Origin of the sequence: Rhodococcus sp. LW-XY12 (genome assembly GCF_019317345.1) — a bacterium.
GTDB lineage: Bacteria > Actinomycetota > Actinomycetes > Mycobacteriales > Mycobacteriaceae > Rhodococcus > Rhodococcus pyridinivorans.
Genome location: NZ_CP079225.1, coordinates 3,487,967 through 3,506,811, shown reverse-complemented (window position 1 = coordinate 3,506,811; position 18,845 = coordinate 3,487,967). Strand labels below are relative to the sequence as shown.

The 18,845-nt window shown below is 68.6% G+C and carries 16 protein-coding genes; 12 read left to right on the top strand and 4 right to left on the bottom strand.

The window, feature by feature from the left end; genetic code table 11:
* The first annotated feature begins 50 nt into the window (after positions 1-50).
* From mtrB to secA, 5 genes are all read left to right on the top strand, one after another.
* Positions 51-1,700, top strand: coding sequence for an MtrAB system histidine kinase MtrB (gene mtrB, locus KXC42_RS16330; RefSeq protein ID WP_019288499.1), 1,650 nt, complete (start codon positions 51-53; stop codon positions 1,698-1,700).
* Positions 1,697-3,481, top strand: a complete 1,785-nt coding sequence (gene lpqB, locus KXC42_RS16325; RefSeq protein ID WP_219129285.1) for an MtrAB system accessory lipoprotein LpqB — start codon at positions 1,697-1,699, stop codon at positions 3,479-3,481. The genes mtrB and lpqB overlap by 4 nt, the downstream gene beginning before the upstream one ends.
* Before the next feature lie 52 nt (positions 3,482-3,533).
* Entirely contained in the window at positions 3,534-4,178 is a 645-nt protein-coding gene (locus tag KXC42_RS16320; protein ID WP_039584801.1) for a ComF family protein, read from the top strand.
* A gap of 235 nt (positions 4,179-4,413) precedes the next feature.
* Positions 4,414-5,082 (top strand): ribosome hibernation-promoting factor, HPF/YfiA family, encoded by a 669-nt coding sequence (gene hpf, locus KXC42_RS16315; RefSeq protein WP_024101500.1) that lies wholly within the window; start codon positions 4,414-4,416, stop codon positions 5,080-5,082.
* Positions 5,083-5,266: 184 nt separating this feature from the next.
* The gene (gene secA, locus KXC42_RS16310) at positions 5,267-8,080 is read left to right on the top strand and encodes a preprotein translocase subunit SecA (RefSeq protein ID WP_373922198.1); all 2,814 of its coding nucleotides are present in this window, start codon (positions 5,267-5,269) and stop codon (positions 8,078-8,080) included.
* Positions 8,081-8,196: 116 nt separating this feature from the next.
* Here the strand turns inward: secA and KXC42_RS16305 are convergent, their stop codons facing one another.
* A complete protein-coding gene (locus tag KXC42_RS16305) occupies positions 8,197-8,748 on the bottom strand; it encodes an Rv3235 family protein (RefSeq protein ID WP_019288495.1) in 552 nt (183 codons plus the stop codon).
* 174 nt (positions 8,749-8,922) lie between these two features.
* On the opposite strand from KXC42_RS16305, the gene KXC42_RS16300 reads away from it, so the two are divergent.
* The 6 genes from KXC42_RS16300 to KXC42_RS16275 all read left to right on the top strand — a co-directional run bounded on the left by KXC42_RS16300 (position 8,923) and on the right by KXC42_RS16275 (position 14,971).
* Positions 8,923-9,411: an HAD-IA family hydrolase gene (locus tag KXC42_RS16300; protein WP_024101497.1), complete on the top strand. Its 489-nt coding sequence runs from the start codon at positions 8,923-8,925 to the stop codon at positions 9,409-9,411.
* Positions 9,408-10,601 (top strand): wax ester/triacylglycerol synthase family O-acyltransferase, encoded by a 1,194-nt coding sequence (locus KXC42_RS16295; RefSeq protein ID WP_219129283.1) that lies wholly within the window; start codon positions 9,408-9,410, stop codon positions 10,599-10,601. The genes KXC42_RS16300 and KXC42_RS16295 overlap by 4 nt, the downstream gene beginning before the upstream one ends.
* 3 nt (positions 10,602-10,604) lie before the next feature.
* Positions 10,605-11,114, top strand: a complete 510-nt coding sequence (locus KXC42_RS16290) for a hypothetical protein (protein WP_006550224.1) — start codon at positions 10,605-10,607, stop codon at positions 11,112-11,114.
* Positions 11,115-11,224: 110 nt separating this feature from the next.
* On the top strand, positions 11,225-12,355 hold the full coding sequence (locus KXC42_RS16285; protein WP_019288492.1) for a ferredoxin reductase: 1,131 nt from the start codon (positions 11,225-11,227) through the stop codon (positions 12,353-12,355).
* Between the two features lie 31 nt (positions 12,356-12,386).
* The gene (locus KXC42_RS16280; RefSeq protein ID WP_019288491.1) at positions 12,387-13,700 is read left to right on the top strand and encodes an acyl-CoA desaturase; all 1,314 of its coding nucleotides are present in this window, start codon (positions 12,387-12,389) and stop codon (positions 13,698-13,700) included.
* A gap of 35 nt (positions 13,701-13,735) precedes the next feature.
* A complete protein-coding gene (locus KXC42_RS16275; RefSeq protein WP_006550227.1) occupies positions 13,736-14,971 on the top strand; it encodes a fatty acid desaturase in 1,236 nt (411 codons plus the stop codon).
* A gap of 74 nt (positions 14,972-15,045) precedes the next feature.
* Here KXC42_RS16275 and rsgA read toward each other — a convergent pair whose 3' ends face one another.
* Together rsgA and aroA are read right to left on the bottom strand one after the other, a co-directional pair.
* The gene (rsgA, locus tag KXC42_RS16270; protein WP_219129282.1) at positions 15,046-16,065 is read right to left on the bottom strand and encodes a ribosome small subunit-dependent GTPase A; all 1,020 of its coding nucleotides are present in this window, start codon (positions 16,063-16,065) and stop codon (positions 15,046-15,048) included.
* Positions 16,032-17,318, bottom strand: a complete 1,287-nt coding sequence (aroA, locus tag KXC42_RS16265) for a 3-phosphoshikimate 1-carboxyvinyltransferase (protein ID WP_033097204.1) — start codon at positions 17,316-17,318, stop codon at positions 16,032-16,034. Before aroA ends, rsgA begins: the two co-directional genes overlap by 34 nt.
* A gap of 80 nt (positions 17,319-17,398) precedes the next feature.
* Here aroA and KXC42_RS16260 point away from each other — a divergent pair, with 80 nt between their 5' ends.
* The gene (locus KXC42_RS16260; RefSeq protein WP_219129281.1) at positions 17,399-18,157 is read left to right on the top strand and encodes an SOS response-associated peptidase; all 759 of its coding nucleotides are present in this window, start codon (positions 17,399-17,401) and stop codon (positions 18,155-18,157) included.
* Between the two features lie 22 nt (positions 18,158-18,179).
* Here KXC42_RS16260 and ybaK read toward each other — a convergent pair whose 3' ends face one another.
* A complete protein-coding gene (gene ybaK / locus KXC42_RS16255; RefSeq protein ID WP_219129280.1) occupies positions 18,180-18,677 on the bottom strand; it encodes a Cys-tRNA(Pro) deacylase in 498 nt (165 codons plus the stop codon).
* Between the last annotated feature and the right edge of the window lie 168 nt (positions 18,678-18,845).

Genomic DNA, 18,845 nt, shown 5'->3' with positions numbered 1-18,845 from the left:
GGCGGCGTATCACGCGTAGGACGCTGCCGCTGGTGAGGTGGTCGCGGTCGATGAGCAGCCGACTCGCGCACACCTGGCGACGATCCCTGCAGCTCCGGGTCGTGACCTCGACCCTCACGCTGTCGCTGATCGTCATGTTCGTGCTCGGAGTGGTACTCACGAGCCAGATCACCGACCGACTGCTCGAAGTGAAGATCGACGCGGCGACCGAGGAGATGGATCGCTCGCGCGCACTCGTCGAGGGACAACTCGCGGGCGCCGACGACTCCGGCTCGCTCGCGGTCCGCCTCGACGGTGCCGCGGCGATCCTCACCAGCCGCGGCAGCGACGGGGGACAGGACACCGGCGTCGCCGGAACCTTCGACCCCGTCCTGATCGTCCCCGGCGACGGTCCGCGGGCCCCCACCTCGAGCGGACCCGCCGACCAGATCCCGCAGAACCTGCGCGCCTTCGTCCAGAACGGGCAGATCGCGTACCAGTTCGCGACGGTCGCCGATCCCGACGGCTACACCGGGCCGGCCCTGATCATGGGCAGCCCCACCGACTCCGACATCTCGACACTCGAGCTGTACCTCGTCTTCCCGCTCGGCGGTGAGGAACGCACCCTCGCCCTCGTCCGCGGCACACTGCTCGTCGGCGCCGTGGTCCTGCTCGTACTGCTGGCCGCGATCTCGATGATCGTCGCGCGGCAGGTCGTGCTGCCCATCCGGTCGGCCTCCCGGATCGCCGTGCGCTTCGCCGACGGACGGCTCAAGGAACGCATGCCGGTCCGCGGTGAGGACGATATGGCGCGCCTGGCGATGTCGTTCAACGAGATGGCCGAGAGCCTGTCTCGGCAGATCACCCAGCTCGAGGAGTACGGCAACCTGCAGAAACGGTTCACCTCCGATGTGAGCCACGAACTGCGCACCCCGCTCACGACCGTCCGTATGGCCGCCGACCTCATCCACGACGGCAGCGACGAGCTCGACCCCGTCCTCAAGCGGTCCTCCGAACTGCTCGTCGCCGAACTCGACCGCTTCGAGAGCCTCCTCAACGACCTGCTCGAGATCAGCCGGCACGACGCGGGTGTCGCCGAACTCGCCTCCGAACGACTCGATCTGCGGATGTGCGCGCGTGCCGCCGTCTCGACCGTGCGGCACCTCGCCCGCGAGACCGCCACCGAGCTCATCGTCGACCTTCCGGACGAGTCCGTCGAGGCCGACGTCGATCCGCGCCGCGTCGAACGCATCCTGCGCAACCTGCTCGCCAACGCGATCGATCACGGCGAGGGCAAACCCATCCTGCTGCGGTTGCGCGCCGACGACGCGGCCGCGGCCTTCGTCGTGCGCGATCAGGGCGTGGGCCTGCGACCGGGGGAGGAGAAACTCGTCTTCAACCGGTTCTGGCGCTCCGATCCGTCGCGGGTCCGGCGCTCCGGCGGCACCGGCCTCGGTCTCGCGATCAGCGTCGAGGACGCCAACCTGCACAACGGCAAGCTCGAAGCGTGGGGCGAACCGGGACGAGGTGCCAGCTTCCGGCTCACCCTCCCGCGCGAACGCGGACGTAAGGTGGGTCGCAGCCCCCTGCCTCTCGTGCCCAGCGCCGCGAAGGCCGTGCAGGGCAAGCCCCCGCCGGGTGACGACACCCCGGAGCGGCCTTCGACGGGAGAGATCCCGACCGACCCTGCGAGCACATCGTCCGAAGGAGCCAATACATGAGCCGCTCGACTCCGCGTGCAGCGGGCGTGCTCGTCGTACTCCTGACCGTGGCCGGACTCGTGCTGTCGGGATGCGCCACGCTGCCGGATTCGTCGTCACCGCAGGCCATCGGAACCCTTGAACGCGGCCCCGCGACCACCGAGGTCGCCGCTCCCGTGCCCGGTCGCGAACCCGACCTGCTCCTGCGCGACTTCCTGCAGGCGAGCACGGATCCGACCAACCGCCACCGCGCGGCCCGGCAGTTCCTCACCCCCACGATGTCCGAGTCCTGGGACGACGCGGCGAGCGCGACGATCGTCGACAAGGTCGACGTCCTCGTCGAGGAACGCGACGGCGACAGCGCCACCTACGTGGTGCGGGCCAGCACCGTCGGCTACCTCGAGGAGGGCGGCATCTACCGTCCCGCCGACGGGGAGTTCGAGGCGCGGTTCTCCCTGGTCCGCACGGACGGGGAGTGGCGCATCGACCGGTTGCCGGCCGGCGTCATCATGGACCGCCCGCGCTTCCTCAACACCTATCAGCGCCGCTCGCTGTACTTCCTCGACCCGACCGGCACCGCCGTCGTCCCCGACCCGCGCTGGATCACGGGTACCCCCGAACAGACGGCGTCGCAGTTGATCGGGTTGCTCGTCGAAGGGCCGAAAGAGGTCCTCGCGCCTGCGGTCAAGAATCTCCTCGAGGACGTCACCGTCATCGGCTCGGTGACGAAGGCGGACGGCCGCACGACCGACGTCGGCGTCGGACTCGGCGGTATCCGCATCGACTTCCAGGGGGTCGGCTCGATGGGCCGGCAGGATCGCGAACTGCTCGCCGCGCAGGTGATCTGGACCCTCGCCAACGCAGACATCAGCGGCCCGTACCAGCTCCTCGCCGACGGCCAGCCCCTCGACGAACGGTTCCCGAACGGGTGGACCACCGCCGACGTGGCATCGATGAACCCCCTTGCCGCATCGAGCGTGACGGTGGGCCTGCACGCGCTGCTCGACGGGACGCTGGTGAGCGTCGCCGAGACCGGCGTGACACCGGTCCGCAGCTTCTTCGGCATGTCCGACGATCTGCAGTCCGTCGCCTTGTCGCTGGACGGGGAACTCGTCGCCGCCGTCGAGAACACCGGGAAACCGGCACCGGAGCCGGCCGTGCAGCTGATGGTCGGTGCCTACAGCGAAGGCGCTGCCGAACCCGCGGTCGACGGGGAGTCGATCACCCGGCCGTCCTGGTCACCGAACAACAACTCGGTGTGGGCCGTCGTCAACGGCACGGCGGTAGTGCGTGCGGTGCGCGAGCCCGGCACGGGGCGGGTCACCGTGGTCGGCGTCGAAGCGGGTGCGATCCGTGCCCTCGGGGGCCGCATCACCGAGCTGCGCCTGTCGCGCGACGGTGTCCGCGCCGCCCTGATCATCGACGGACGGGTCTTCGTCGCGACGGTCGTACCGACCACGACCGGCGAGTACTCGCTCGCCAACCCGCGCGAGATCGGCTTCGGCCTCGGCGGTCCCGCGCTCGCCTTGGACTGGAGCACGGCCGACACGATCGTCGTCTCCCGAGCGTCGGCCGACGTGCCCGTCGTGCAGGTCGCGGTGGACGGCTCACACATCGACGCACTGCCGAGCCGCAATCTCACGCCCCCGGTGGTGGCGGTCGAGGCGTCCACGGCGAGCGAGTTCGTCGCGGATTCCCGGACGGTCTTCCAGCTCAACAACCGCGACCCCGCCGGCGACCGGTACTGGCGGGAGGTACCCGGACTGGCCGGGATGGCGGCGATCCCGGTTCTTCCCGGCTAGAGCGTGCCGACGGTGACGCCCAGGCGTCGGTGACTTCGGGCACACTCCCGGTGTGCTCACCGCCTTTCTCGATCTCGTCCTGCCCGCCCGGTGCGGTGGGTGCGCCGCTCCCGGAGCGAGCTGGTGCCGGGCGTGCGCACGCGAGCTCTCCGATCACCCCGTGGCCGTCGCGCCGCGCGTCGACCCCGGGACCCCGGTGTGGAGCCTGGGCCCGTACACCGGCCCCAGGCGCCGCGCGGTGATCGTCGCGAAGGAGCGTGCCCGCCGGGATCTCGCCGAGCCGCTCGGGCTCGCGTGGGCCGTCGCGATCGCGCGGCTGCGCCGATGGAGCGAGCTGCCCGAGGGTCCCTTGATCGTGACGCCCGCCCCCACCCGGACGCGTGCGGCGCGGGCACGCGGAGGCGATCCCGTCACGCGTGCCGCCCGGGCCGCCGCGACCCACGACCGTCGCCTCCACGTGCATCCGATCCTGAGTGTGGCGGCCGGGGTGCGTGATTCGGTGGGGCTCTCGGCAGCCGACAGGCAGCGCAACCTCGCCGGCCGTGTCGGGGTGCGCGCCGACGGTCTGCCGCGCACGATCCCGGTCCTCGTCGTCGACGACGTGCTCACCACCGGAACCACCGCGCGCGAGTCGGTGCGGGCACTCCGACGCGCCGGATTCGACCCTCTCGGAGTGCTCGTGATCGCCCACGCGTGAGCCCGCGGACGGGCCCGGAAAGTACCTCACCGAGTGACCGGAAGGCGACGCGATGGGAAATCGCGCGGGAACGGTGGCACACCTCCGCGTTACGTACTACCGTCGCCATCAGACCCGGAAACAACAAGGTAGACGGGTGGAAACGCCTGTTCTTCCGATTTCGGGTGAGCGCGCTCTCGCGCTCATACATCATGCCGGCGCGCGGGCTGCGCCGGCCGTAACTCGGGAGGTACGCGTGACGACCCCTTCGAAGTCCAGAGGTTCCGTTGCAGAGGCCGATGCAGCCACGGAAGGCCCACGTGCCGACGTTGTCGTGAAAGGACGCAACGTCGAGGTCCCCGATCACTTCCGGATCTACGTCTCCGAGAAACTCGCTCGGCTCGAACGTTTCGATCCGACGATCTTCATCTTCGACGTCGAGTTGCAACACGAACGCAACAGGCGTCAGAGGAAGAGTTGTCAGCGGGTCGAGATCACTGCCCGCGGAAAGGGACCTGTCGTACGCGCCGAGGCCAGTGCCGACAGCTTCTACGCTGCCTTCGAGTCTGTGATCAGCAAGCTCGAATCGCGCCTGCGACGGACGAAGGAGCGCCGCAAGGTCTCCTACGGTGAGAAGACGCCCGTGTCCGTGGCGGAAGCCACCGCGGCCCTCGCCCAGGATGACGAGCTCGCGATCTCGCCCGACCTGTCGCTCGGCGACAGCGAGAAGGAGCCTCAGGACGGTCCCGGTCGCATCGTCCGGACGAAGGAACACAACGCTGCGCCGATGACCGTCGACGACGCCCTCTACGAGATGGAACTCGTCGGTCACGACTTCTACCTGTTCCACGACAAGGAGACGGACAAGCCGTCCGTGGTCTACCGGCGACACGCCTTCGACTACGGTCTGATCAGGCTCGTGTGACACTGCAGGGAGTGACCGAAGGCACCTCGCCATCGCGGTCACTCCCGCGCAGCGCCTACCATGGAATCCGGCCGGGGTCCGACAAGGCCTCGGCCGGATTTCTTGTCCGTGCAGGTACCCGAGATTGAGGACGAACACACCAGTGCTGTCGCTGACGAAGCTGCTCCGGATCGGTGAAGGTCGCATGGTCAAGCGGCTCAAGCACATCGCCGAGCATGTCGATTCCCTCTCCCCGGACTTCGAGGCCCTGACCGACGCCGAGCTCCGGGCCAAGACGGACGAGTTCCGGAGCCGCTACCAGGACGGCGAGACGCTCGACGATCTGCTTCCGGAAGCCTTCGCGACCGCCCGGGAGGCGTCCTTCCGTGTGCTCGGCCAGAAGCACTATCTCGTCCAGATCATGGGTGGCGCGGCGCTGCACTTCGGCAACATCTCCGAGATGAAGACCGGTGAGGGCAAGACCCTCACCTGCGTGCTGCCGGCCTACCTCAACGCGATCTCCGGAGACGGCGTCCACGTCGTCACCGTGAACGACTACCTCGCCAAGCGCGACGCCGAGTGGATGGGCCGCGTGCACCGTTCCCTCGGACTCGAGACCGACGTGATCCTGTCCGGCATGACCCCGGCCCAGCGCCGCGCGGCCTACTCCGCGGACATCACCTACGGCACCAACAACGAGTTCGGTTTCGACTACCTGCGCGACAACATGACGCACTCGCTCGACGATCTCGTCCAGCGTGGCCACAACTTCGCGATCGTCGACGAGGTCGATTCGATCCTCATCGACGAGGCCCGGACCCCGCTCATCATCTCGGGTCCCGCCGACGCGTCGAGCAAGTGGTACTCCGAGTTCGCGCGCATCGCCAAGCTGCTCAAGCCCGAGGTGCACTACGAGATCGACATCCGCAAGCGGACCGTCGGTGTGCACGAGGCCGGCGTCGAGTTCGTCGAGGACCAGCTCGGCATCGACAACCTGTACGAGGCGGCCAACTCGCCGCTGGTGAGCTACCTCAACAACGCCATCAAGGCCAAGGAGCTCTACGCCAAGGACAAGGACTACATCGTCCGCAACGGCGAGGTCGTCATCGTCGACGAGTTCACCGGCCGCGTCCTGTCGGGCCGCCGCTACAACGAGGGCATGCACCAGGCGATCGAGGCCAAGGAAGGCGTCGAGATCAAGGCCGAGAACCAGACGCTCGCCACGATCACGCTGCAGAACTACTTCCGCCTGTACGACAAGCTGTCGGGCATGACCGGTACGGCCGAGACCGAGGCCGCCGAGCTCCACCAGATCTACAGCCTGGGTGTCATCCCGATCCCGACCAACCGCCCGATGGTGCGCGTCGACCAGGGCGATCTGATCTACAAGACCGAGGAAGCGAAGTTCGCGGCCGTCGTCGACGACGTCGTCGAGCGTCACGAGAAGGGCCAGCCGGTCCTCATCGGTACGACGAGCGTCGAGCGGTCGGAATACCTGTCGCGGCAGTTCACCAAGCGCGGTGTGCCGCACAGCGTGCTCAACGCGAAGTTCCACGAGCAGGAAGCGCAGATCATCGCGCAGGCCGGCCGGTCCGGCGCGGTGACGGTCGCGACGAACATGGCCGGTCGCGGTACCGACGTCGTGCTCGGCGGCAACCCCGACATCCTCGCCGACATCGAGCTGCGCAAGCGCGGCCTCGACCCGGTCAACACGCCGGACGAGTACGAGGCGGCCTGGGACGAGACCCTCGAGCGGATCAAGGCCGAGTCGAAGGCCGACGCCGAAAAGGTGCGAGCGGCCGGTGGCCTGTATGTGCTCGGCACCGAACGGCACGAGTCGCGTCGTATCGACAACCAGCTCCGTGGCCGTTCCGGTCGTCAGGGCGATCCGGGCGAGTCGCGGTTCTACCTCTCGCTCGGCGACGAGTTGATGCGACGCTTCAACGGCGCCGCGCTCGAGTCGATCATGACGCGACTGAACCTGCCCGACGACGTGCCGATCGAGGCGAAGATGGTCTCCAAGGCCATCAAGAGCGCGCAGACGCAGGTCGAGCAGCAGAACTTCGAGATCCGCAAGAACGTCCTCAAGTACGACGAGGTGATGAACCAGCAGCGCACCGTCATCTACGAGGAGCGTCGCCGGATCCTGCGCGGCGAGGACCTCGAGGGTCAGGTGCAGCACATGCTCACCGACGTGATCACCGCCTACGTCGACGGTGCGACCGCCGAGGGCTACGTCGAGGACTGGGATCTCGAGCAGCTGTGGACGGCGCTCAAGACCCTCTACCCGGTGGGTGTCGACCACAAGACGCTCGTCGCCGAGAACGAGGACCTCGACCGCAACGGTCTGCTCGAGGTCCTTCTCGAGGACGCCCGCGCCGCCTACGCACGTCGCGAGGCCGAACTCGAGGCCATTGCCGGTGAGAACGCGATGCGCGAACTCGAGCGTCGCGTGCTGTTGTCGGTTCTCGACCGCAAGTGGCGCGAGCACCTCTACGAGATGGACTACCTCAAGGAGGGCATCGGCCTGCGCGCGATGGCGCAGCGTGATCCGCTCGTCGAGTACCAGCGCGAGGGCTTCGACATGTTCACCGCGATGCTCGAGGGCCTGAAGGAGGAATCGGTCGGATTCCTGTTCAACCTCCAGGTCGAGGCCGCGCAACAGCAGCAGGCCGCGGGTGTGGCGGTCACGCCGGCCTCTGCGGCGGCCGCCGCGCAGGCGTCCCCGAGCCTCGCCAAGGCTGCTCCCGCCCGACCCGCACAGCCGGCCCCGGCGGCACAACAGGCACAGCCGGCCCCGGCGGCGCAGGCGGAGCCCGCACCGGCCGCGCTGCGGGCCAAGGGTCTCGACGAGACCGAGCGGCGTCTGACCTACACCGGTCCCGACGAGGACGGCCGCGCCCACGTCGCGCGTACGACCGCCGGTTCCGACGCGGGCTCCGCGCCCAGGCAGGCGGGCACCCGCAAGGAGCGTCGTGCCGCGGCCCGGCGCGATGCGAAGACCAACCGGCGACGCTGAACGCGCTGAGTCGAAGACTCACGTAGGCGCTGAGTCGAAGACTCACGTAGGCGCTGAGTCGAAGACTCACGTCGGCGCTGAGTCGAGGACTCACGATCACCCCACGACCCTGTGGCTCACCCGAGCCACAGGGTCGTGATCGTCCAGCGGTGCGGAGCACGAGGACGGGGACGCTTGCGCACCATCCGGCCGGCGAAGGCGAACACCCGGTCCCCGCGACCGTAGCTGCCGAACAGTTCCACGGTGTCGGCGTCGACGGGACGCACCCGCGTCCGCAGCAGTATCGCGGTGCTGCGTCCGGCACGCGGAGGCCGGCCCGCGGTGATCGTCGCGACGAGACGCGGATCGAGGACCGTGGTGGACTGCACCGCGGGACGGCGGCCGTCGACGACCTCGAGGACCAGGCGCACCGCCGTCTCCGCGACCCGCACGACACCCGGATCGAGCACGATCGCGGGTCGGTCGCTCGGCCCTGTGGCCGGACCTTCGATGCTCGGGCCCTCGGCCGGACGTCCGGTTCCGTCGCGGCGGAGCGTGGCGCGTCCCGAGCGTCCGTCGTGCGGCGTGGGCCGACGGGCGACGTGGCTGCGGGGACGGTGGCAGCTCTCCTCGACCGGAGGTTCGAGGCGGGTGAGGCGGCGCACGTAGCGCCCGGTGTGATGCGACATGGGCTCTCCCGAAGGGCATGAGAACGGATCGTCACGGTGACACCGTGACGGCGGATCGGTTCGGGAGAGGACGAACCGCGCACATGATGCCACATCTCCGGGCGACGGTCCCGGTTCGACGCGCGCGGGATGCGCTGCGCGAGCAGGACGTCCAGGACCTACGGTGGTGTCGTGATGCGAGGACTCGTACTCGACGTCGGTGGCGTCCTGGTCGGGCCGGGAAGCGACCCCGACACCTTCGGCGCGGCCGTGACGGTCCTGCGCGCGCGTGGGGTGCGGACCGCCCTGCTGAGCAACGATCCCGGTGGGCCCGGCGCGCAGTGGCTGCGCGATCTCGAGGGTCCGTTCGTCGACCGCGTGGTGCTCTCGGGTGACGCACGTGTCGCCAAACCCGACCCCGAGAGCTACCTGCTGGTCGCCCGGCTGCTGGACCTCGAACCCGGCGAGTGCGTCTTCGTCGACGATTCGGTCGGCAATGTGCGAGGCGCCGCCGCTGCGGGGATGGTCGGCGTACACCATGATGGTTCACACGACGCGCCGGGCGAACTGGCCGTACTCTTCGATCTCGATCCCGAGGAGATCGGGAGCGGAGCCACGGACGGCGCCGAGTCGTGGTGGCGATGTTCGGGAGGTTCGGGTCAGGAGGGAGAACGGGGTCGATGACGAGCCGGATGACGGCGCAGGACGCGTCGTACTACTACCTGGAGACGAGCAACACGCCGATGCACGTCGGGTCGCTCGCGATCCTCGAACCCCCCGAGGGCGGTCTCGACTACGAGAGCGTGCTGCGATTGGTCGAGCAGCGACTGCCCGAGGTGCCCCGTTACCGGAAGAAGGTGCGGGAGGTCGCATTCGGGCTCTCGCGACCCGTGTGGGTCGACGACCGCGATTTCGACATCACCTACCACGTGCGGCGCTCCGCGCTGCCGAAACCCGGCTCCGACGAACAGCTGCACGACCTCGTCGCGCGTCTGGTCTCGCGACCGCTCGACCGCACGCGACCGCTCTGGGAGATGTATCTCGTCGAGGGGCTCGCGAACGATCGGGTGGCGCTGTTCACGAAGTCGCATTCGGCGCTCGTCGACGCCGTCGGCCGGATCGCCCGCACGGCAGCGCAGTCGGCGCCCGAGACTCCGCTGAACACGCAGATCTCGAGGAGTCGTCGGTTCTCCGTGGTGCGCTCCGATCTGGAGCCCTACCGCAAGATCCACTCCCGCTACGGCTGCACGATCAACGACGTGGTGCTCGCGGTCCTCGCCGGCGCGTTGCGGTACTGGCTGCTCTCCCGCGGGGAGCCGGTCACCGAGGCGACGGTGGTGCGGGCGATGGTCCCGATGTCGGTGTACACCCAGGATCCGGACGACTGCGGCGACAACGACACGATCCAGGTGCACCCGCAGGGCGAGGTGTCGTCCTTCCTGCTGGATCTGCCGGTGGGGGAGCCGAACGCGGTGGTCCGGTTGTCGCACATCGCGCATGCGGGCGAGGCCTACTCGCGGCAGCGGCGGCGGGTGGCGGCGCAGACGATGGTCCGCTTGTCGGGCTTCGCCCCGGCGACGATGCACGCGGTGGGAGCCCGGGTCGCGATGGGTTTCTCGCAGCGGATGTTCAACCTCATGATCACCAATGCGCCCGGTCCGCAGCACCCGCTCTACCTCACCGGAGCCCGGCTGCTCGAGATCTTCCCGGTCTCGCCGCTGCTGAAGAATCAGGCCCTGAGCATCGCGTTGACGTCCTACGACGGCAAGATCTACTACGGTTTGAATGCGGATCGTGATGCGATGCCCGATGTGGACGTGGCAGCGACGCTGATCCAGGAATCTCTCGAGGAGTTGACGGATGCCGGCAGGTGAGAAGTGACGCGTGTCTATGTACCGGCAACGCTCGCGATGTTGCAGGGCCTCGTCGCCGACGGTGAGGTCGACGCGGTGGGCCGGACGGCCTTCGCGGTGACCCCCGCTCTGCGCGAGGCCTACACGGCGGGCGACGACGAGGAGCTCGCCGAGGTCGCTATGGCCGAGGCGGCACGCGCGTCGCTGCGGTTGCTCGGGTCGGAGGAGCCGAACGATCATCCGTCCTTCGCGTCGCGTCGGGTGGTGATCGCGGCCGACGTCGACGAGGTGAAGCCGCGACCGGATCTCGACGATGCGGTCGTCAAGCTCGCCGGGCCGATCACGATGCGTGCGGTCGCGTCGGTGCACATCGACCTGCAGGAGGCGGAGGCCGACGTCGCGCGGGCACGCGAGATCGTCGATGCCGCCGAACTGGGCGACGAGGAGGCCGAGTTCGTCCTCGGCGACGCGGAGGACCACGAACTGGCGTGGTACGCGGCCCAGGAACTGCCCTTCCTCCTCGAACTGCTCTGACCTCGCATATCGCCACGTCATAGGTGTGACGACCGTCTCTCGCTCAACCTACGCTTCCGTAACCTCTGATAACCTACGGAGCCGTAACCGGAGTGAGGAGAAACGGTCGGATGGGCCTGAAGGAATGGATCGAGAAGCCTGCGGCACACGTCGCGCCAGGGGAGAAGTCGCTCTCCAACGTCCTGCGTGGCGCGGTGGCCCGGCTGACCACCCCTCTGCTCCCCGACGACTACCTGCATCTGGTCAACCCGCTGTGGTCCGCCCGTGAACTGCGCGGGCGCATCGTCTCGGTGCGCCAGGAAACCCCCGATTCCGCGACGATCGTCATCCGTCCCGGCTGGGGCTTCGACTTCGGATACGCGCCCGGCCAGTACATCGGCATCGGTCTGCATGTCGACGGTCGCTGGCACTGGCGCTCCTACTCGCTGACCTCCTCGCCCACCTGGGACGACAAGGTCATCTCCATCGCCGTGAAGGCGATGCCCGAGGGTTTTCTGTCCAGCCACCTCGTCGGTGGGGTTCCCGAGGGCACCGTCGTGCGCCTCGCCGCCCCGAAGGGCGATTTCGTCCTGCCCGACCCGCCGCCGGCGAAGATCCTCTTCCTCACGGCCGGCAGTGGCATCACGCCGATCATGTCGATGCTGCGGACGCTCGACCGGCGTGCGGTCGAGCGCGAACTCGACCTGCCCGACGTCGTGCACCTCCACTCCGCGCCGACGGCCGAGAACGTGATGTTCCGGTCCGAACTCGAGCGTTTCGACGCCACCCACGATCGCTTCCGCGTGCACGTGCGTCACACCCGTGAGAAGGGCAAGTTCGCGCTCTCGGAGCTCGACGAGGTGTGCCCCGACTGGCGCGAGCGTCAGACCTGGGCGTGCGGTCCCCAGCAGATGCTCGACGACATCACCGCGCACTGGGCCGCGGAGGGCATCGAGGATCAGGTCCACCTCGAGCGCTTCGCCGTCAGCCGCGCCGACACCTCTGGCTCGGGCGGAACGATCACGTTCGCGAAGTCCGGCAAGACCGTCACTGTGGACGGCGCCACGACGATTCTCGAGGCCGGTGAGAGCGTCGGTGCGCTGATGCCTTTCGGTTGCCGCATGGGAATCTGTCAGACTTGTGTTGTGCCGCTCGAGAAGGGGCACGTCGTCGATCTGCGATCCGGCAAGGAGCACGCAGAAGGCGAACGCGTCCAGACCTGCATCTCCGCCGCTGCCGGCGACTGCACACTGGACGTGTAGACACCGACAGCAAACCTCCGAAGGATCCCGCTTGGCCATCACCGACATCCGCGCGTTCTCTCATCTGACCGAAGACGACATCGTTGCTCTTGCAAACGAATTCGACGCGATTCGACGGGATGTGGAGAATTCGCGCGGCCCGCGGGACGCCCGCTACATCCATTCCGTCATCCGTGCGCAGCGTGTGCTGGAGGTGGTCGGACGCTGCGCGCTGTTCGGTTCGCGTCGACGGTCGCGCTGGATCATCGGTACCGCTGCGCTGTCGCTCGCGAAGATCATCGAGAACATGGAACTCGGGCACAACGTGATGCACGGGCAGTGGGACTGGATGAACGACCCCGAGATCCACTCGACATCGTGGGAATGGGATCAGACCGGTCCGTCCGAGCACTGGAAGCGCGCCCACAACTACGCGCACCACACCTACACGAACATCGTGGGCATGGACGAGGACGTGGGATTCGGCATCCTGCGGATGACGCGCGACGAGAAGTGGCGTCCGCGCAATCTCGCGCAGCCGATCGCGAACATCGTCCTCGCGCTGACCTTCGAGTGGGGGATCGCGCTGCACGACCTCTCGGCGAAGAAGGAACTCGAGGGCGTCCCGCCCGTGCAGTGGAATTCGGGGCCCAACAAGGAATTCGCAGCGAAGGCCGGCCGGCAGGTCGTCAAGGACCTGGTGTTCTTCCCGGCGCTCACCGGGCCGGCCTGGCGCAGCACGTTGTCGGCGAACCTCACCGCGAACGTGATCCGCAACATCTGGGCGTATCTCGTGATCTTCTGCGGCCACTTCCCCGACGGCGCAGAGAAGTTCACGACCGAGCACTACGAGAACGAGACGCGCGGAGAGTGGTATCTGCGCCAGTTGCTCGGTAGCGCAAACATTTCCGGTGGGCGTGCGATGGATTTCCTCACCGGGAATCTCAGTTATCAGATCGAGCATCACCTGTTCCCGGACTTGCCGAGCAACCGCTACCCGGAGATCGCCGCCCGTGTACGGGCGCTGTGCGGCAAGTACGACCTGCCGTACACGACCGGTTCGCTCGCCCGGCAGTACTGGCTCGCCCTGCGCACGATCCACAAGCTCGCGTTGCCCGACCGATTCCTCAAGGCGACGGCCGACGACGCCCCCGAGACCTCCTCCGAGCGCAAGTTCGACAGGTGGCGCCCGGAGGCGCCCGCGGTGGTCACCGAGGCGTCCACCGGACGTCGCCGGGGTCTGCTCACGGCGCTGCGGGTCCATGCCGAGCATGCGGTAGCAGAACGTCGTCGTCGCCTGGTGAATCGGGTCACCGGCGACCTTCCGTCACTCTGTGATTCGCGCCACAGCTCCGAATCCGGCTAACCTACGGGACCGTAACCTACGGTAGAGTAGCCGGCATGGCGATATCGGATGTCAAGGAGTACGCGCACCTGACGGAGGCGGACGTCGAGGCCATCGGCCGCGAACTCGACGCCATCCGGCACGATATCGAGGAGTCCCGCGGTGAGCGCGACGCTCGGTACGTCCGCAACACGATCCGGCTGCAGCGCGGCCTCGAGATCGGCGGGCGCCTCGTGCTGCTCGGCTCGAACAAGCGTCCGCTGTGGCTGCTGGGCACGGGCATGCTCTCCCTGTCGAAGATCATCGAGAACATGGAACTCGGGCACAATGTGATGCACGGGCAGTGGGACTGGATGAACGACCCCGAGGTGCACTCGGCCAACTGGGAGTGGGACAACGTCGACCCGTCGGCGCACTGGAAGATCACCCACAACTACCTGCATCACAAGTACACCAACATCCTCGGCATGGACGACGATGTGGGATACGGCCTGCTGCGCGTCACCCGCGACCAGCGATGGAAGCCGTTCTACCTCGGCAACGTCGCGTACAACGCCATCCTCGCAGCGCTGTTCCAGTACGGCATCGCCATCCAGCTGCTCGAGCTCGGCAAGGTCGTCCAGGGGCGCGACGACCGCGAGCTCACCAAGGCACGCGGCAAGGAGGTGCTCGCCAAGCTCGGCAAACAGCACCTCAAGGACTACGTGATCTATCCGGCGCTCACCGGCAAGTCCTGGAAGTCCACGATGAGGGCCAACGCCACGGCCAACTTCGTGCGCAACATCTGGACCAACGCGGTGATCTTCTGCGGTCACTTCCCGGACGGTGCGGAGAAGTTCACGAAGCAGGACATCGAGACCGAGACGCGTGCCGAGTGGTACCTGCGTCAGATGCTCGGCTCCGCGAACATCTCCGGCGGTAAGGTCATGGACTTCATGACCGGCAACCTGAGCTACCAGATCGAGCACCACATCTACCCCGACCTGCCGTCCAACCGGTACGCGGAGATCGCGGTGCGCGTGCGTGAGCTGTGCGAGAAGTACGACCTGCCGTACACCACCGGCCCGCTCGCGGTGCAGTACTGGAAGTCCTGGCGCACCATCGCCAAGCTGTCGCTGCCCGACAAGTACCTCAAGGACGACCGCGACGCCGCCCCGGAGACCGCTTCCGAGCGGGGCTTCGGCGGAGCGCCGGAGATCGATCCGGCCACCGGCCGCCGCGTGGGTCTGGCCACCACCATCGAGAAGACACGCAAGCGCGGATTCGTCCGCCGCGCGCTCGGCATGCGCTGACGGTCACGAGAACGAGCACGAACCCCGGCACCTACAGGTGCCGGGGTTCGTGCGTTCGGCCGGGGTTCGTCGGTTCACCAGGGGTCGTTGGACGCGAGCGCCGTGAGCAGTTCGCGCACGGCCATCGCCCGGTTGTGCGACTTGCCCTCCAACGAGTCGAAGGCACATTCGGGATCGGCGGGCGGGCCGAGATGCGTGCACCCGCGCGGGCAGTCCTCGACCGCTTCGGCCAGGTCCCCGAACGCCGCGACGACGTCGTCGGGCCCGATGTGCGCGAGCCCGAACGACCGGATGCCCGGGGTGTCGACCACCCACCCGCCCTCGGGCAGATGCAGGGCCACCGACTGGGTGGAGGTGTGACGTCCCTTGCCCACCCCGGAGACCTCGCCGGTGGCGCGGTCGGCGTCGGGGACGAGCCTGTTCACCAGTGTCGACTTGCCGACCCCCGAGTGCCCGATCAGGGCGGTCACGCGACCGTCGATCCGCTCGTGCAGGGCGGTGAGATCGTCGTCCCGACCGACGAGCAGCACCGGGATGTCGAGATCCGCGAAGTGCGCGGCGAACTCGTCGGGATCGGCGAGGTCGCTCTTGGTCAGTCCCAGCAGGGGAGCGAGACCGCCGGCATAGGCCGCGACGAGTGCGCGTTCGACGAGTCCGGTCCGTGGTGGGGGATCGGCGAGCGCGACCACGATGAGCAGCTGTTCGGCATTGGCGACGACGATGCGCTCGAACGGATCGGTGTCGTCGGCCGTGCGCCGCAGGACGGTGCTGCGGTCCTCGACCCGCACGATGCGCGCGAGCGTGTCGGGGCGACCGGAGAGATCGCCGACGACACCCACCTGATCGCCCACCACGATCGGGGTCCGGCCGAGCTCGCGTGCCCGCATCGTCGTCACGATCCGGTCGGGATCACCGCCGAGCGCGACACCCCACCGCCCGCGGTCGACGGAGACGACCATGCCCTCCTCGGCATTGCGGTGGGCCGGGCGGTCCTTCGTGCGCGGCCGCGAGCCGCGCCCGGGGCGGACCCGGACGTCGGACTCGTCGTACTCCCGCCGCCTCAGGAGTCGCTCCCCGTCAGCAGCGACTCCCACAGGCCTTCGAAATCGGGGAGCGTCTTGGCAGTGGTGCCGATGTCCTCGACCTCGATCCCGTCGACGACGAGCCCGAGGATCGCACCGGCCGTGGCCATCCGGTGGTCGGCGTAGGAGTGCCAGATACCACCGTGCAGCGGCGTCGGCTCGATGTGCAGGCCGTCCTCGGTCTCGGTGATCGAACCCCCGAGACGACCGATCTCGGTGGCGAGCGCCGCCAGCCGGTCGGTCTCGTGACCGCGCAGGTGCGCGATACCGCGCAGGTCGGAGGGCGAGGCGGCGACCGCGGCGAGGGCCGCGACGGTCGGCGCCAGCTCGCCGACGTCGTGCAGGTCCACGTCGATGCCTCGCAATTCGCCCGGGCCGCGCACGGTCAGCGTCCCGTCGGCCCACGTCACCTCGGCGCCCATCTGCTCGAGGATGCCGCGGATCGCGTCGCCGGCCTGGGTGGTCGACTCGGGCCACAGGGGCACCGAGACGACACCACCGGTGACCGCCGCGGCCGCGAGGAAGGGCGTGGCGTTCGACAGGTCGGGCTCGACGGTGACGTCGACGGCCTTGATCGTCGTCGGGGGCACCCGCCAGGTGTCGGTCTCGGAGGTGTCGACGGGGACCCCGGCCGTTCGGAGCATCTCGACCGTCATCTCGATGTGCGGCATCGACGGCACCGGTTCACCGGCGTGGCGGACCACCACGCCCTCGTCGAAGGCGGCCCCGGACAGCAGCAGACCCGAGACGAACTGCGAGGACGCGGAAGCGTCGATGGTCACGGAACCGCCGCGCACCGCACCGCGGCCGTGCACGGTGAAGGGCAGCCGGTCGCCGTCGATGTCGGCGCCGAGGGCGCGCAGGGCGTCGAGCACGGTGCTCATCGGGCGGACGCGGGCCTGTTCGTCGCCGTCGAACCGCACGTCGCCGTCGGCCAGTGCGGCCAGCGGCGGTACGAACCGCATGACGGTGCCGGCCAGTCCGCAGGCGACCTCGCCTCCGCGCAGGGGGCCGGGGGTCACGTCGAGGGTGGTGCCGCCGTCGCGCTCGGTGACGGTCGTGCCGAGCGTGCGCAGGGCCCCGATCATCAGGTCGGTGTCGCGGCTGCGCAGCGCGCCGGTCAGGGTGGACGGCCCGTCGGCGAGTGCGGCCAGGATCAGGGCACGGTTGGTGATCGACTTCGATCCCGGCAGCGTCACCGACGCTCGAACCGGGGACACGGCGCGGGGTGCTCTCCACAGACTCACCCGACCATCTTCGCCCATCCGGACCGGTGCGGGCACCCTCGCCCACCCGGTGCGCGCCGGTGTCGGTTCCGTCACCCGGCGATGCCACACTCGACGGCATGTGCGGAAGGTATGTCTCCACCGCCGACCCGGCGACGCTCGCCGTCGAACTCGACGCACTCGACGAGACCGGCGACGACAGCAGCCGGGACGGGCGGGGGCCCGACTACAACGTCGCGCCGACGACCGAGGTGCTCACCGTTGTCGCCCGGCACGACGGGGAAGATCCCGACGGTCCCGTCCGCCGCCGTATCCGCCGCATGCGATGGGGACTCGTGCCGCACTTCGCCGAAGAGGTGGGTGGAAGCGCACCACTGATCAACGCGAGATCCGAATCGGTCGCCATCAAGCCGAGCTTCGCGCGGTCGCTGCGCTACAAGCGGTGCCTCGTCCCGATGGACGGCTGGTACGAATGGCAGGTCGAACCCGCGCCGGACGGCAAGCCTCGCAAGGTGCCGTACTTCATGGCGCCGGCCGACGGATCGCGGATCTGCATGGCCGGGGTGTGGGCGGAGTGGCGCGACCCGCGGAACCCGAAGGCACCGCCGCTGTCGAGCACGGCGATCCTCACCGCGCAGTCGGTCGAGCAACTCGGCAACGTGCACGAACGGATGCCGCTGATCCTCCCGCCGGAGCGGTGGGATGCGTGGCTCGACCCCGACAGTCTCGGCCATCCGGATCTGATCGTGCCGAGCGTCGACGCGATCTCGGCGATCGAGATCCGCCGCGTGTCCGCGAAGGTCAACAGCATCCGCAACAATGGCCCCGAACTGCTGCAACCCGACGACGGCGCCGGCGATCAGATGGTGCTGTTGTAGGCGCTGCCGGAGCGGACGGGCCCTACGGACCGGCCGTGATCGGTGCCACGACGGCGCCGGTCAGCCGGATCAGATCGTGCGGATCCAGTTCGATCTCGAGCCCTCGCCGACCCGCGCTGCACAGCACCCGGTCCCACTGCTCGGCGGAGACGTCGATCACGGTGCGCAGACGCTTGCGCTGCCCGAGCGGGGAGATGCCGCCGACGACGTACCCGGTCGCGCGTTCGGCGGCGGTGTGATCGGCCATCACGGCCTTGCCGCCGCCCAGCGCCCCGGCTGCGGCCTTGAGCGACAGCGTCGCCGGGACCGGGATCACCGCGACGGCGAACTTGCCGTCGGACAGCGACACCACCAGCGTCTTGAAGATCTGTTCGGCGGAAACCCCGAGGTGTGTGCCGAGTTCCTCGACGGCTTCGGCGCCGAAGGACGACGACCTCGGGTCATGTGCGTATTCGTGGACCCGGTGGGCGACCTTCTCGCGCTTCAACAACACCGTCGCGGGAGTGGATGTCGAGGCCATCCGATCACTCTAGAGAACCGGAGGTGGGGAACAAGCGCGGTGGGCACGGCGTTGCACACCGACGGGTGGATCCACCGGCCACCCGAGACCCGACGATCGGAGAATTCGTGGCAGTGCTGTGCCCGCCTCGACCGGACGCCATCGGACGTCCCCCCGATCCGGACGCCG